The organism is Rheinheimera sp. (assembly GCF_036782235.1).
Classification (GTDB): domain Bacteria; phylum Pseudomonadota; class Gammaproteobacteria; order Enterobacterales; family Alteromonadaceae; genus Pararheinheimera.
Map to the genome: position 1 here is coordinate 221,976 of NZ_DAIPZL010000001.1, position 13,967 is coordinate 235,942.

A 13,967-nucleotide genomic window follows, 5' to 3' on the forward strand; every position below is an offset into this window, starting at 1 on the left:
TGGAAATTTATGAAGTTACAAAAGTTGATTGCTGTTGCCGTAACAACCTGCTTCATGCTGAGCAGCCAGGCTGCCGAAACCAAAATTGATGCAGTTGCCGCTATTGTCAACAACGGTGTGGTACTGGACAGCGAAGTATCAGACATGGTGGCCCGGGTGAAAAAAAATGCCGCAGCGCAAAACCAGACGCTGCCTTCAGACCGTGCACTTCGCACTCAGGCGCTGGAACGACTCATTCTGAATAACCTGCAGATGCAAATGGCCAAGCGGATGGGCTTACAGATCACAGATCCACAACTGGATGAAACCATTGAAAATATCGCCAGAGAACAAAAAATGACGGTCACCCAACTGCGAGCGCAGGTGGTGCAGGAAGAAGGCAGTTACGAATTGTTCCGCGAGCGGCTGCGTGAAGAAATCACCACAGGTGAAGTACTGCGTGCCAACGTACAACGTCGTATTTATGTAAGCCCGCAAGAAGTTGATACTGTGCTGAAACTGATGGAACAACAAGGCGCCAGTAACGAACAATATAATATCGGACATATCCTGATCGCGCTGCCAAGCGAGCCAAGCGCAGAACAAATGAAAGAAGCCGAAGATAAAGCGAAAAAAGTGCTGGAGTTATTGCGTTCCGGCAGCGACTTCAAAAAAATTGCTATTGCCTCGTCATCCGCTGAAACAGCACTGGAAGGTGGTGATATGGGCTGGATGAATATCAACGAAATGCCAACTTTGTTTGCTGACCAGGTGCGCGGTAAAAAGAAAAAAGATCTGATTGGCCCGCTGCGGTCAGGTGCTGGTTTTCATATTCTGACTATTTTTGATATCAAAGGCGCTAACGTGGTGGAATTTGAAGAAGTGAACGCCCGTCATGTGCTGATCAAACCGTCCATTATTCTCAGCGACGAAAAAGCCAAAAACATGCTGACCACTTTTGTCAAAGATTTTAAAGCTGGCAAAGCCGATTTTGCAGAGTTTGCGAAAACCCATTCCGAAGACCCAGGTTCCAAACTCAAAGGTGGCGAACTGGGTTGGGCCGATCCGGCCAAATATGTCACTTCCTTCCGTAATACTCTGGCTACGCTGAAAAAAGGTGAGATCAGTGAACCTTTTGCCTCTGAATTTGGCTGGCACGTTATTCAGTTGCATGACCGCCGCACTGTCGATGCAACAGCCGAGAAAAAACGTGAGCAAGCGGCACGATTGATTTTTAACCGCCGTTACAACGAAGAGTCCAGTAACTTCTTGCGTGAACTTCGTGACCAGGCCTATATAGAAATTCTGGCGGACGCTGAATGACGTTACGTATCGGCATCACACCTGGCGAGCCCGCTGGTATAGGGCCGGATCTGGTGGTACAACTGGCGCAACGAAGCTGGCCTGTTGAGCTGGTGGTCTGCGCCGATCCTGCCGTATTAAGTCAAAGGGCGGCCCAACTTGGGCTGCCATTAACCTTGTCACCCTATCAAAGCGAACAAGAAGCAAAACCGCAGCAAGCGGGAACCCTGACCATTGCCGCCTTTCAGACACCTCAGCCGGTCATTCCGGGCGTACTGAATGAAAATAACGGTCATTATGTGGTGGATACACTACGTTTTGTCGGGGAAAAATCCATCAGTGGTGAGTTTGCCGCTATTGTGACAGGCCCTGTGCACAAAGGCATTATTAATAAAGCCGGTATACCCTTTAGCGGCCATACCGAATTTTTTGCCCAGCAATCAAACACACCTTATGTAGTGATGATGCTGGCGACCGAGGGACTGCGTGTGGCGCTGGCGACCACCCATATTCCACTGGCTTATGTGGCCAAAGCTATCACCCGTGAACGGTTACAACAGGTGCTGCGTATTTTGCAGCAGGATCTACAGCAAAAATTTGCTATCGCCAAACCCAGAATTTACGTCTGTGGCCTGAATCCGCATGCCGGTGAAGATGGTCACCTCGGCCGTGAAGAAATTGACGTGATGATCCCGGCACTGAACGAGCTGCGCGCCGAAGGTATGGATCTCGTCGGGCCATTACCTGCCGACACCCTGTTCCAACCCAAGTACCTGGACAATGCTGATGCCGTGCTGGCGATGTATCACGATCAGGGTTTGCCGGTGCTGAAATACAAAGGTTTTGGCCGCTCGGTGAATATCAGCCTGGGTTTACCCCTTATCCGCACTTCCGTCGATCACGGCACCGCTTTGGATTTAGCCGGCAGCGGCAAAGCCGATGCGGGCAGTATGCTGCATGCCCTTGATCAGGCGATATTTTTAGCGACTCAATCGAAATTATCTCATGAATGATAAAGTACACTTAGGCCATACGGCCCGTAAAAGATTTGGCCAGAATTTCTTGCACGACCCTGTGGTCATTGAACGTATTGTTAAAGCCATAGCACCAAAACCCGGCGAGCATCTGGTTGAAATCGGCCCAGGCCTTGGCGCCCTGACTGAACCTGTCGCGGAACAAGCAGGCCACTTAACGGTGGTGGAACTAGACCGTGATTTGGCTCAGCGTTTGCGTGAACATCCGGTGCTTGCCGACAAGCTGACCATCCATCAGGGCGATGCAATGAAATTTGATTTCAGCACCCTGGTACCTGATGGTGGCAAACTGAAAATTTTTGGTAATTTGCCCTATAACATCTCTACCCCACTGCTGTTTCATCTGTTTGAATTTACCAATCACATTGAAAACATGCACTTTATGCTGCAAAAAGAAGTAGTAGAGCGGATGACTGCTGGCCATGGCTCAAAAACTTATGGCCGTTTAAGTGTAATGACACAGTTTTTCTGCCACGCCATGCCGGTGGTTGAAGTAGGCCCTGGCGCTTTTAAACCTGCGCCAAAAGTCGATTCAGCTGTAGTGCGGCTTATTCCGAAAAGCGACAGTGAACGCGACGGCGTGCCTGTGGCTGTGCTGAACCGCGTTTGCCTGGAAGCTTTTAATCAGCGCCGTAAAACCTTACGCAACTGTTTTAGCAACTTCGCCACAGCAGAGCAGATTGAAGCTTTGGGTATAGACCCTTCGTTAAGACCGGAACAACTCCCGGTCAGTGAGTTTATCCGTATTGCCAAGTGGTTATCGCAACAACCGGATGTAAAGCATGACTGAGCGTTATTCCATTCCTATTCAAGTCGACACTTTTTATATTGAAAATCAGTCGGATGAAGCGGCAAACCGCTATGTGTTTGCTTATACCATTACCATCCGCAATGACAGCCCAGTGCTGGTGCAGCTGTTACGCCGTTATTGGTCTATCACTGATGCGAACGGCAAAAACTCTGAAGTTTATGGTGATGGTGTAGTGGGCGAACAACCAGAGCTGGCTCCCGGCAGCAGCTACAGCTACACCAGCGGTGCCGTACTGGAAACTCCGGTTGGCACTATGCAGGGCCACTATGAAATGAAAACCGAATCGGGTGAAATATTTAACGCCCCTATTCCGGTGTTCCGCCTGGCTGTCCCTAATATTCTGAACTGACGATGCCAAGATATGTGATTGGAGACGTACAGGGCTGCTTTGAGCAATTGCAGCAGCTGCTGATAAAAATCAATTTTAACCCTGACCGCGATCAACTGTGGTTCTGCGGCGATTTAATCGCCCGCGGCCCACAGTCACTGCAAACCTTACGCTTTGTCAGGGCCCTGGCCGACAACGCCATCACAGTGCTTGGTAATCACGACTTAAATTTTTTAGCATCCTTGCATGGTTATGGCCGGGTAAGCGCCGCAGATCAGCTGCAGCAACTGCAACAAGCACCTGATTTACATCAACTGGCAGATTGGCTCATACAACAACCACTGATGCACTTTAACAGGCAGGAACAACTGCTGCTGGTGCATGCCGGTTTAGCTCCGGGCTGGAGTTTGCCTACAGCCCTGAGCGCAGCAGCTGAAGTAAGCCAAAGCCTTCAACAGAATGCAGCGTTGTTATTTAGCCAGATGTATGGCAACCAACCCGATTTATGGCAGGATGCCACCGATCAGGCAGCCCGCCACCGGTTTACCATCAACGCTTGTACCCGGATGCGTTATTGTCTGGCGGATGGCAGACTTGAGCTTAAAGAAAAAGGGGAAGTGTCAGCAAACCCGGATTTAATTCCCTGGTTCGAGTTCTGGCGCTATACACCGCACCCAACCATATTTTTTGGTCATTGGGCTGCACTGCAAGGAAGCTGCGATGTGGAGCAGATCCATGCGCTTGACACAGGTTGTGTCTGGGGTAATTCTTTGACGGCCTATTGTATTGAATCGCAACGGCGTTATAGTGTTACTGGATATATAAAACAACTATAATACAGTCGTTTTCCGAAAGACAAATTGGTCGTCAGGCCGGGCCGCCGCAAATTTGCGCGACTAATTAAAAACCCGTTGGGAGTTCCATATGAAGTTAACTGTAGCACTGCGTATTGTGGGTGGCTTTGGTGTTATTTCACTGCTGTTGTTGTTCATCGGTATCACGTCTTATATCAGTCTGAGTAATATTAGTGATTCAACCAGCCAGGTAAACACCATCTCTATTCCCGCCCTTGAAAACAGCGCAACCTTACAGAGTGAGTTTGTAAAAATGAGCAAAGTAAGCCTGCAGGCTTATTATGCTGATGAAGTGAAAAATGTGGCCACACTGGAAGGTCAATTCCAGGCCGAAAAAGCGCTTTATGACGCCGCGGCTAAATCACTGCAATCCGTGGTTGCTGCAGAGCCTGAACTGGCCGCTAGTTTTAAACAAGTGAACTCCGCTTACGAGCAATTTATCCCAACCAGCAGCGAGCTGTTTGCCGCGCTGAGCAAAAGCCTGACATTACGTGACCAGCTGGACAACAAATTGTCTGATTTGGAAGGTAATTCAGACGATGCCGCCTCTTTGATTCTCGATTTTACCGATGTCCGTAATGCCAGCAGCCGTTTTCCAAAATCTTATGCCGCCGCATCAGAGATGGAAACTAGCTTAAACTCGCTGGTGTCTACTGTGGTTGATTTACTCCGCACCAATACCCCAACCACCAGTGAAACCCTGAGCAATGAAATTAAAAACCGCATCAGTGATATCTCAGCCAAAATGACAGTGATGCAGGATGAAGCCGGCAGTTCAGTAGAAATGGTGGCCGATCTGGCAGATAAAATTACCGCTATTAACGACCTGTTAAATGCAAATGACGGTATTCTGGCACTGAAAGAACAACGTCTGACTGCGACAGCCTCAGCGCAAAAGATGCTCACCACTGCAGAACAGCAAACGACAGACGCAGTGTCAGCACTGAACCAGTTATTAAGTAAAGCCAGAAGCGCTGCAGGTGAAATCCAGCAGGCTGCAGAGTCTGGGGTCAGCAATGCCGTAGTAGTGATTTTTATCGTTGTACTGGTATCTATTGTGCTGGCCGTAGGTATTGCGTTAGTCACAGTCCGCAGCATCACCACGCCATTGGCCAAAGTGAACGAGATTTTAGGCGTAGTCGCTTCTGGTGACCTGACGAAAAAACTGGATGACTCGGCCTCAGACGAATTTGGTGAACTGGCGCGTAACTGCAACCAGGTGATCAGCAATCTGCGTCAATTAATTCAAGGTATTATTTCCCGCTCTACCCAGTTGGCTGCTGCTTCCGAACAAACGTCAGCCATTACTGTGCAGTCAACTCAGGCCATTCGTGAGCAGAAGTCTCAGGTCACTCAGGCGGCTACAGCAACTACTGAAATGAGCAGTACCTCACAGGGTGTATTGCAAAGTTCAAGCGATGCTCTGGCTGAAATTAAACATGCCGACAGCGAAGCTGAGCGGGTAAAAGGTATTTCCAATACCAACAAACAGACCATTCTGCAGCTGTCTCAGGAAGTTGAACAAGCTTCTAAAGTCATCAACAAACTGCATCAGGACAGCGCCTCTATCGGCAGCATTCTGGATGTGATTCGTGGCATCGCCGAACAAACCAACCTGCTGGCATTAAATGCCGCTATTGAAGCTGCCCGCGCTGGTGAACAGGGTCGTGGTTTTGCGGTGGTTGCTGATGAAGTGCGTTCTTTAGCCAGCAAAACCCAGTCTTCAACCCAGGAAATTCAGGCGATGATTCAGGTACTGCAATCCGGCGCCCATGCGGCGGTAGAAGCGATGAATAAAGGTCGCCGTCAGGCAGAAAACTGCGTCGCCCAGACTGAAGTTGCCGCAGAAGCGCTGGACTCTATCACCCATGCAGTGCATATGGCACACGATATGAGTGAGCAAATCTCTCATGCCGCCCGCGAACAAAACCAAGTTTCACATGAAATCAGCAAATTGCTGGAATCTATTGTAAATATCGCGGAAGAGACCGCATCTGGTGCCGAACAAACGTCAGATTCAAGCCATGAAGTGGCTCGACTGGCGGAAGAACTGCGTCAGTCTGTCGACCAGTTTAAAGTCTGATTTTACTGAATGTAAAAAGGAGCTCAATGAGCTCCTTTTTTATTTGCGGCGTTAAGCTACATAACCAGCGCTGTATTTGTTTACTGCAATTCTAAAGTATTCAACTCATCCGAAAATCTGAGGTTGCTCTGAAGGTTAGGCTGCGCTTAGCATCAACATTTTCTGCTTCGGAAAAACGGCACAAAAAAACCGCTGTATCAGCGGTTTTTTCAGATTTGGCTTATTCGCCACTACCGGCACGTTCTTTTAATACCGCAATCAGCGGTGAACCTGCATGGTTTGCTTCAGCCCAGGCTATATCGCCTGAAGCATTAATTTGCGCTGCCGGTAGCTGCTTGATAATAAACTCACCTGCCCCTGCGGCTTTATTGATAACGGCGTGGCGGATCATTGAATTGCCATCACACATCACACCATCGTAAATGTTGCGTAAGCGCAAGCGGTTATCGCTTAACAACTTACGAAAACGGTTTTTATCGTCTGCCTTAATATAATCACACATGGATGCCGCCAGCTGTTGATCGGCGTAAGCTGCAGGAGTAACCACGAACAGACCAGTTAACAGCGAACCACATAACATCGCTGGTAATACTTTCATAGACGACCTCTCAGACTGTTGGGATCAGGAACCGACTAATAGTAGCAACATGTGATTAGCTCTGCAATGCACCTGCCACTCAGGAAGTTTTTTCAAGTAACACAAAGCGATACGGGTAAGGGTTGTGCTCATCAGCCGGGTGTTCTTCCACCCAAATTTGCTGCCATCCTTGCTGTTGCTGATAGTTTGGGAAAAAGGCATCCCCTTCAGTGTCCAGCATAATATGCGTCAGATAAAGCCGGTCGGCTCTGGCTAACATTTGCTGATATAACTGAGCGCCGCCGATAATCATCACTTCTTCCTGTCCGGCAACCAGCGCCAGCGCAGCTTCAACAGAATCTACCCAGTCAGCGCTAAACCCTTCAGGGGCTGATTGCCTGCTGATAATAATATTGCGTCGGCCGGGCAGCAGTCTGCCAATAGAATCATAAGTCTTACGCCCCATAATCACCGGCTTCCCCAGCGTCACTTTTTTAAAGTGTGCTAAGTCTGCCGGCATATGCCAGGGCATCTGATTGTTCAGACCAATGACATTGCCATTGGCCATTGCCGCAACCAGCGCTATTTTCATACGATTTCCTTAACGGCGATAAATAACTTCAACATCATAATCGTCTTCGTCAAAATCATCGTCATCATCCAGATCATCAGATAAATCCATCACCTGATCATGATAGTCATCCCACTTAAACTGAACCGGATCCAATAACTGCTCTGTGGGCTGCTCTTTTGGCAGTGCATCCAGATAGGCCTGAATATCCTGACACATTTTATCTGTGTTGGTGCGCGACGCTGCCGACACTGTGTACACTGGGCCGTCCCACTGAATCGCTTCAATCACCCGCTGTTTGATTTCGTCTAACTCGTCTTCCAGCACCAGATCAATCTTGTTAAAAACCAGCCAACGTGGTTTATGCGCCAGCTTGTCACTGTATTTCGCCAGCTCCTGAATAATCACCTGGGCATTTTCTGCCGGATCTGAACCGTCAGCCGGCAACACATCCACCATATGTAATAACAAACCGCAACGCTCAAGGTGCTTTAAGAACTGAATACCAAGGCCTGCCCCTTCTGATGCCCCTTCAATCAAACCCGGAATATCGGCAATAACAAAAGACTTGCTGCTTTCGGTGCGCACAACACCAAGATTGGGGACCAGAGTAGTAAATGGATAATCGGCTACTTTTGGCTTTGCCGATGAAACAGCACGGATAAAAGTCGATTTCCCGGCATTCGGTAAACCCAACATACCCACATCAGCCAGCAATAACAGCTCTAAGCGCAGGTTACGTACTTCACCCGGCGTGCCATTGGTTTTTTTGCGTGGTGTACGGTTGGTGCTGCTGGCAAAACGCGCATTGCCCAAACCATGCCAGCCACCTTTGGCAACCATCAGCTTCTGACCATTTTGTGTCAGATCGCCCAGCGATTCATTGGTATCGATATCAACAGCGCGGGTGCCAACCGGCACGCGCAACACCAAATCTTCACCTCTTTTACCGGTGCAGTTGGTACTCATGCCATTCTGACCGCGGGCTGCAATATGGATTTTCTCAAATTGATAATCAACCAAGGTATTGAGGTTGCTGTCAGCCAATAAATAGACGTCGCCGCCATCACCGCCGTCACCGCCGTTTGGGCCGCCTTTTGAAATAAACTTTTCGCGGCGGAAACTGATAATACCGTTACCACCATCACCGGCTTCGACGCGGATCACCGCTTCATCTACGAATTTCATCTGCAATATCCTGCTGTTGTTGCTGGCGGTTTAGTATAAACCGAATGCGCAGAATCGGCTAAATGAGCTGGATTACTGCGCCAGACCAGTGCATCACTGGAACACTATGGTGTTATTCATTCAGAATAAACACCAACTAACTTCTGTGAAACTTGCCAAAGCAAGCACTTCACTTATTTTGCTGCTGCGTCAGCCCATCGGCTTTCACGTAAAAAAAACCCCGCACTGGGCGGGGCTTTTTCCGGAAACTTTCGGATTATTCGCTGACAATGCTCACGAACTTACGATTGTGTTCACCTTTCACTTCAAACTTAACTTTACCGTCAGTTAAAGCGAATAAAGTGTGGTCTTTACCGATACCAACGTTTGAACCAGCGTGGAACTTAGTACCACGTTGACGCACGATGATGTTACCGGCTAATACTGACTCACCGCCAAAACGCTTAACACCTAAGCGTTTCGCTTCTGAATCACGACCGTTACGTGTACTACCTACACCTTTTTTACTTGCCATGAGTCGTTACTCCTGAAATTAAGCGCTGATGCCAGTAATTTTCACTTCAGTAAACCACTGACGGTGGCCAGCTTGTTTACGGTAGTGTTTACGACGACGGAATTTAACGATTTTTACTTTATCGCCACGGTCATGATCGACCACTTCCGCAATTACTTTACTGCCTTCAACTAAAGGAGTACCGATTTTGACTTCTTCGCCGTTAACGATCATCAGCGCAGCGAATTCAACGGTTGCACCCTTTTCTAAGTCCAGTTTTTCTAGACGAAGGGTTTGGCCTTCAGTCACACGGTGCTGTTTGCCACCACTTTGGAAAACCGCGTACATAGTTAACTCCGTACAGATCACGCCAGCCAGATAAGGGGCGTGTTAATTATATTCACAGGGCGCGAATTGTACGCAATTTCCCCTACCGTCGCAAGAGGAATTCTGAAAAAGATCAGCAGTTCACAAAATGTGAGACTTTTAGTTTTGCCAATATAGGTCTTGGTGTAGAATCAAGCCACTTTAACCGTTGGTGCAGTTATTCAGAATGACGCTCGATGAAATCAAGCTGTTAAGTCAAAACGACATGACAGCAGTCAACCAGCACATCTTCTCTCAGCTCAGTTCAGATGTCGCTTTAATTAATCAACTCGGCATTTATATCGTCAATAGTGGTGGCAAAAGGTTACGCCCACTACTGGCCGTGCTGGCAGCCCGTGCACTGGGTTACCAGGGGCAGCAGCATGTCACCCTGGCCACTATTATAGAGTTTATTCATACCGCCACTTTGCTGCACGACGATGTTGTTGATGAGTCTATGCTGCGCCGTGGTAAAGAAACCGCCAACGCGGTTTTTGGCAATCAAGCAAGCGTGCTGGTTGGAGACTTCCTTTATACCCGTTCATTCCAGCTGATGGTGTCGCTTGGCAGAATGCGCGTGATGGAAATCCTCGCTGATGCCACCAATATTATTGCTGAAGGTGAAGTATTACAGTTGATGAATGTCAACGACCCGGACACCACTGAAGAAAGTTATATGCAGGTTATCTACTGCAAAACCGCCAAGTTATTTGAAGCTGCAACTCAACTGGCAGCCGTGCTGTCTGAGCAGGATGAAACAGTGATCTCAGCAATGCAGGCTTACGGCATGCATCTGGGTACCGCTTTCCAGCTGATTGACGATGTGCTGGATTATCAGGCAAATGTCGATGAGTTGGGTAAAAACGTTGGCGATGACCTGGCCGAAGGCAAACCGACATTACCGCTCATTCACGCTCTGAAACACGGCAATACGCAGCAACAAGCGTTAATCCGCGAAGCTATTGTTGAAGCCAATGGTCTGAGCCGCCTCGATGAGATTATGGCGGCGCTGGAACAAACCCAAGCCTTTGAATACACCCGCAATATTGCCGAACAAGAAGCGCAAAAAGCCCGTGATGCGATTTCCTTCCTGGCGGAATCGCCTTACAAGGCCGCATTATTAGCGTTGGCTGATATGGCGGTAGACCGGAATCACTAACAACTGTCCGTGCTTATCAGCGCACAGAATGTTTCAGAAACTGCAAACAAAACCATAAAAAAAGCCAGCATCAGCTGGCTTTTTTATATCTATCAGGCATTAAGCTTTGTTAACAAACTCTTCGCCTAAAGTGATATCTGCTTTTAATGTTGGCAGCATATCGTTCATCGCTTTTTGCTCATAAGCACTTAAGGTGCCAATTGGCAGCAAGGCTTCAACGCCATTTTTACCTAAAGTAACAGGCTGAGCGAAGAAGCGGGCGTGTTCGCCGTTGCCTTCAACATAAGCGTATTCAGTGACAGCTTCACCTTGCAGGCCTTTGACTAAAGACACGCAGAAACGGGCTGCAGCCTGACCCATAGATAAAGTTGCTGAACCGCCACCGGCTTTGGCTTCAACCACTTCAGTACCAGCATTCTGGATACGGTAGGTTAATGAAGAAATTTCTTCATCAGTGAAGCTCACACCTTCAACCTGAGACAGCAACGGCAGAATAGTAGTGCCGCTGTGGCCACCGATTACCGGCACGATCACGTTGGCTGGGTTTTTGCCTTTTAATTCACCCACAAAAGTTTCGGCGCGGATCACGTCCAGTGTGGTTACACCAAACAGACGTCGTGCATCGTATGTACCGGCTTTTTTGAAAACTTCAGCGGCGATAGCAACTGTTGTATTTACCGGATTGGTAATAATACCAACCAGCGCTTTTGGACACTGCTGCACAATAGCTTCAGCCAGAGTTTTAACCACACCAGCGTTGATATTGAATAAATCTGAGCGATCCATACCAGGTTTACGTGGCATACCGGCCGGGATCATCACGATGTCAGCGCCTGCTAATGCAGCATTCAAATCTTCTTTACCATGGCCTGTCACTTTTACAGCTGTAGGGATATGGCTTAAATCTACCGCGACGCCAGGAGTGACCGGAGCCAGGTCATATAACGCTAAATCCGTACCGGCTGGCAGGTTTAACTTCAGTAATAAAGATAAGGCCTGACCGATACCACCAGCAGCACCTAATACGGCAACTTTCATGCTATTCTCCCAATTTACGGTTCTGTTAAAAAACGCGCCCAACAATACTGAAATCATGGGCAAATTACAAATGACTTCTGTGCATAACGTGCAATTAAAACACGCATTACAACACGTTTTTCAGTGGTTAGATATTCTCCAAAAGTCTAGCCATTTTAGCGTAACTGCATCGATTTTACTGCCTTCGTTGCTCAGCTGTGGTAACTTTGCTCAAACTGGCCGGTAAATTTGCTAAGAAAGAATCATCATGACCAAACAATCTAAACAAGAAGCACTGATTTCAGCCTTTAAATCTCTGTTAAAAGAAGAGCGTTTTGGCTCGCAAAGTGACATTGTTGAAGCATTAAAAGCTGAAGGCTTTGACAATGTCAGTCAGTCCAAAGTGTCGAGAATGTTAAGCCGATATGGTGCAGTGCGAACACGCAATGCTAGACAGGAAATGGTGTATTGTTTGCCTCCGGAGCTTGGGGTGCCAACCACCAAAAGCCCGTTACGTCAGCTGGTGCTTGATATCGAACATAACGATGTGATGATTATTATCCGCACTAGCCCAGGAGCGGCTCAACTGATCGCCAGATTACTGGACTCGGTTGGCAAAGCAGAGGGCGTGCTTGGCACTATTGCTGGCGATGACACGATATTTATAGCGCCGACCAGCGTGAAAAATATCAATCAGACGTTGGCTAATGTCACAGCTTTATTTTAAGCAGTTTAACTCAGTTGACTGCCCGATGGCCGGTTTATAAACCGGCTTCCTGCTCCATAAAACTGATGGAAGGCGCAAAAAAAGCGGCTCCGCAGTCAGACTGAATATAATCCAGTAACAGATCATAATTCTGTAGGCCGCTTTGGCCCATCCGTTGTTTCAACCATTTCAGGTAGCTGGTGCCGTCAGCAGAAAAACCCAGTGTAAGCATGCCCTGAACCTTCAACTGCCCATATGGCATATTCTGAAACAACAACGGCAGTTGCTGATTAAATTCAGATTGTAAAGAGGCACAGACCGCATGGCTCTGCGCACTTAATTGGGCGCTAGGGATAAGACTGCCGTCCATTTTTTTATAACCCATAATCATTTCCTGCTGACTTTGCGTCAGCTGTTGCCAACGATGTAGATCGAGGCGATAACGCTGGAAATGTAAATAGCTACCCCCGGCAAATACTGGATCTGCTCCTGCAGAAACTAAAGCAAATTCACGCTTTCTGCGCCCTTTTGGTGCTCTGGGTTCATCAATAAATCCGGTTAAATCACGGCCATCCATATATCTGAAGGCATGAATTTGCTCCTGAATTTCGACATAGGGTTGCAGTAACTGAAAACACTGTTGCGCAGCCAGATGCAAAACATCATAACGATCGGAGCGGATTTGTAATAACAGATCAAAAGGTGAGGCTGGCATCTCCAAATCATCGACCACCAATGGCGGAAAAGAGTGGAGATTCTGGGGTCGTACGGCAGGATAAAGCGAATCCCAATATCCGGCTCCAACTGCAATGACTGCCGATAAATTAGACTCGGAAAATTGATCTGACAAATGTTGTACCAGAGCTGGCACTCTGGCCAACTGCAGCCGAAGCTGCGCGTGGTGACCATCCAATGCATTGATAAGAAAAACAAATCCATGTAAGTTTGCTTCAGCACAAATACCAAACTGTTCGCGCGCCATGTCAGGGGTGGCTCCGAAAAGACTATCTACAGAAAGGTGGACAGGATAATAGCTCGCTTTGAAAATTACCATCATTTGGCATTTCGCTGACAATTACGCCCTGTTGTTGTGAGATATATCTCACATATAAGTAAGCAATCACAGATTTAATCTGCAACAAATAAATAACACAACAGCATAAGGCACTGATATCAAATCACTTTATTGAAAATGTTCGATATTGCAATCTTATTTCAGTCTACGCTGTTTTCCTACAAGCCTCATCTCACCGCCTTTTTCCATCATACTATGCTCACTGGACATGACGGATATCAGCCGGTGCAAGGATAAGCATCAGGTTAGGGAAGTAAAAGGATTCAGGAAGTTCAGGAAGAGCTCTGCGACGAGGACCGCCGCAGCAGGGAGTAGGACAGCTCAGGACGAGCTTTAAAATCAGGATGATTTTAATAAGGACATTGGACAGCTCAGGATGAGCTTTAAAATCAGGATGATTTTAATAAGGACAGCGGACGGCTCA

The 13,967-nt window shown here is 47.8% G+C and carries 15 protein-coding genes; 8 read left to right on the plus strand and 7 right to left on the minus strand.

All coding sequences use genetic code 11. The annotated features are described in order from the left end of the window. Positions 1-9: 9 nt before the first annotated feature. From surA to V7P87_RS00955, 6 genes are all read left to right on the plus strand, one after another. Positions 10-1,302: a peptidylprolyl isomerase SurA gene (surA, locus tag V7P87_RS00930; protein WP_333795748.1), complete on the plus strand. Its 1,293-nt coding sequence runs from the start codon at positions 10-12 to the stop codon at positions 1,300-1,302. Beyond that, complete coding sequence (gene pdxA, locus V7P87_RS00935; protein WP_333795749.1) at positions 1,299-2,294, plus strand: 4-hydroxythreonine-4-phosphate dehydrogenase PdxA; 996 nt, start codon at positions 1,299-1,301, stop codon at positions 2,292-2,294. The genes surA and pdxA overlap by 4 nt, the downstream gene beginning before the upstream one ends. After that, positions 2,287-3,105 (plus strand): 16S rRNA (adenine(1518)-N(6)/adenine(1519)-N(6))-dimethyltransferase RsmA, encoded by an 819-nt coding sequence (gene rsmA / locus V7P87_RS00940; protein WP_333795750.1) that lies wholly within the window; start codon positions 2,287-2,289, stop codon positions 3,103-3,105. Before pdxA ends, rsmA begins: the two co-directional genes overlap by 8 nt. Then, entirely contained in the window at positions 3,098-3,475 is a 378-nt protein-coding gene (gene apaG / locus V7P87_RS00945) for a Co2+/Mg2+ efflux protein ApaG (RefSeq protein ID WP_333795751.1), read from the plus strand. Before rsmA ends, apaG begins: the two co-directional genes overlap by 8 nt. Positions 3,476-3,477: 2 nt before the next feature. Then, positions 3,478-4,290: a symmetrical bis(5'-nucleosyl)-tetraphosphatase gene (locus tag V7P87_RS00950; RefSeq protein ID WP_333795752.1), complete on the plus strand. Its 813-nt coding sequence runs from the start codon at positions 3,478-3,480 to the stop codon at positions 4,288-4,290. An 88-nt stretch (positions 4,291-4,378) separates the two neighbouring features. Beyond that, positions 4,379-6,391, plus strand: coding sequence for a methyl-accepting chemotaxis protein (locus V7P87_RS00955; protein ID WP_333795753.1), 2,013 nt, complete (start codon positions 4,379-4,381; stop codon positions 6,389-6,391). A gap of 220 nt (positions 6,392-6,611) precedes the next feature. Here the strand turns inward: V7P87_RS00955 and V7P87_RS00960 are convergent, their stop codons facing one another. The 5 genes from V7P87_RS00960 to rplU form a co-directional block, all read right to left on the minus strand. Beyond that, a complete protein-coding gene (locus tag V7P87_RS00960; RefSeq protein ID WP_333795754.1) occupies positions 6,612-6,989 on the minus strand; it encodes a DUF3718 domain-containing protein in 378 nt (125 codons plus the stop codon). A gap of 79 nt (positions 6,990-7,068) precedes the next feature. Continuing rightward, a complete protein-coding gene (gene folA / locus V7P87_RS00965; protein ID WP_333795755.1) occupies positions 7,069-7,560 on the minus strand; it encodes a type 3 dihydrofolate reductase in 492 nt (163 codons plus the stop codon). Between the two features lie 9 nt (positions 7,561-7,569). Further along, a complete protein-coding gene (cgtA, locus tag V7P87_RS00970) occupies positions 7,570-8,727 on the minus strand; it encodes an Obg family GTPase CgtA (RefSeq protein ID WP_296300163.1) in 1,158 nt (385 codons plus the stop codon). A gap of 256 nt (positions 8,728-8,983) precedes the next feature. After that, positions 8,984-9,241: a 50S ribosomal protein L27 gene (gene rpmA / locus V7P87_RS00975; RefSeq protein ID WP_008609266.1), complete on the minus strand. Its 258-nt coding sequence runs from the start codon at positions 9,239-9,241 to the stop codon at positions 8,984-8,986. A gap of 18 nt (positions 9,242-9,259) precedes the next feature. Further along, complete coding sequence (gene rplU, locus V7P87_RS00980; protein WP_333795756.1) at positions 9,260-9,568, minus strand: 50S ribosomal protein L21; 309 nt, start codon at positions 9,566-9,568, stop codon at positions 9,260-9,262. A gap of 205 nt (positions 9,569-9,773) precedes the next feature. On the opposite strand from rplU, the gene ispB reads away from it, so the two are divergent. Then, complete coding sequence (ispB, locus tag V7P87_RS00985; protein ID WP_333795757.1) at positions 9,774-10,745, plus strand: octaprenyl diphosphate synthase; 972 nt, start codon at positions 9,774-9,776, stop codon at positions 10,743-10,745. A gap of 99 nt (positions 10,746-10,844) precedes the next feature. On the opposite strand, the gene mdh is transcribed toward ispB, so the two are convergent. Continuing rightward, positions 10,845-11,783: a malate dehydrogenase gene (gene mdh, locus V7P87_RS00990; protein WP_296300161.1), complete on the minus strand. Its 939-nt coding sequence runs from the start codon at positions 11,781-11,783 to the stop codon at positions 10,845-10,847. Between the two features lie 247 nt (positions 11,784-12,030). Here mdh and argR point away from each other — a divergent pair, with 247 nt between their 5' ends. Further along, complete coding sequence (argR, locus tag V7P87_RS00995; RefSeq protein WP_333795758.1) at positions 12,031-12,489, plus strand: transcriptional regulator ArgR; 459 nt, start codon at positions 12,031-12,033, stop codon at positions 12,487-12,489. A gap of 34 nt (positions 12,490-12,523) precedes the next feature. Here the strand turns inward: argR and V7P87_RS01000 are convergent, their stop codons facing one another. Beyond that, entirely contained in the window at positions 12,524-13,525 is a 1,002-nt protein-coding gene (locus V7P87_RS01000) for a Dyp-type peroxidase (RefSeq protein WP_333795759.1), read from the minus strand. Between the last annotated feature and the right edge of the window lie 442 nt (positions 13,526-13,967).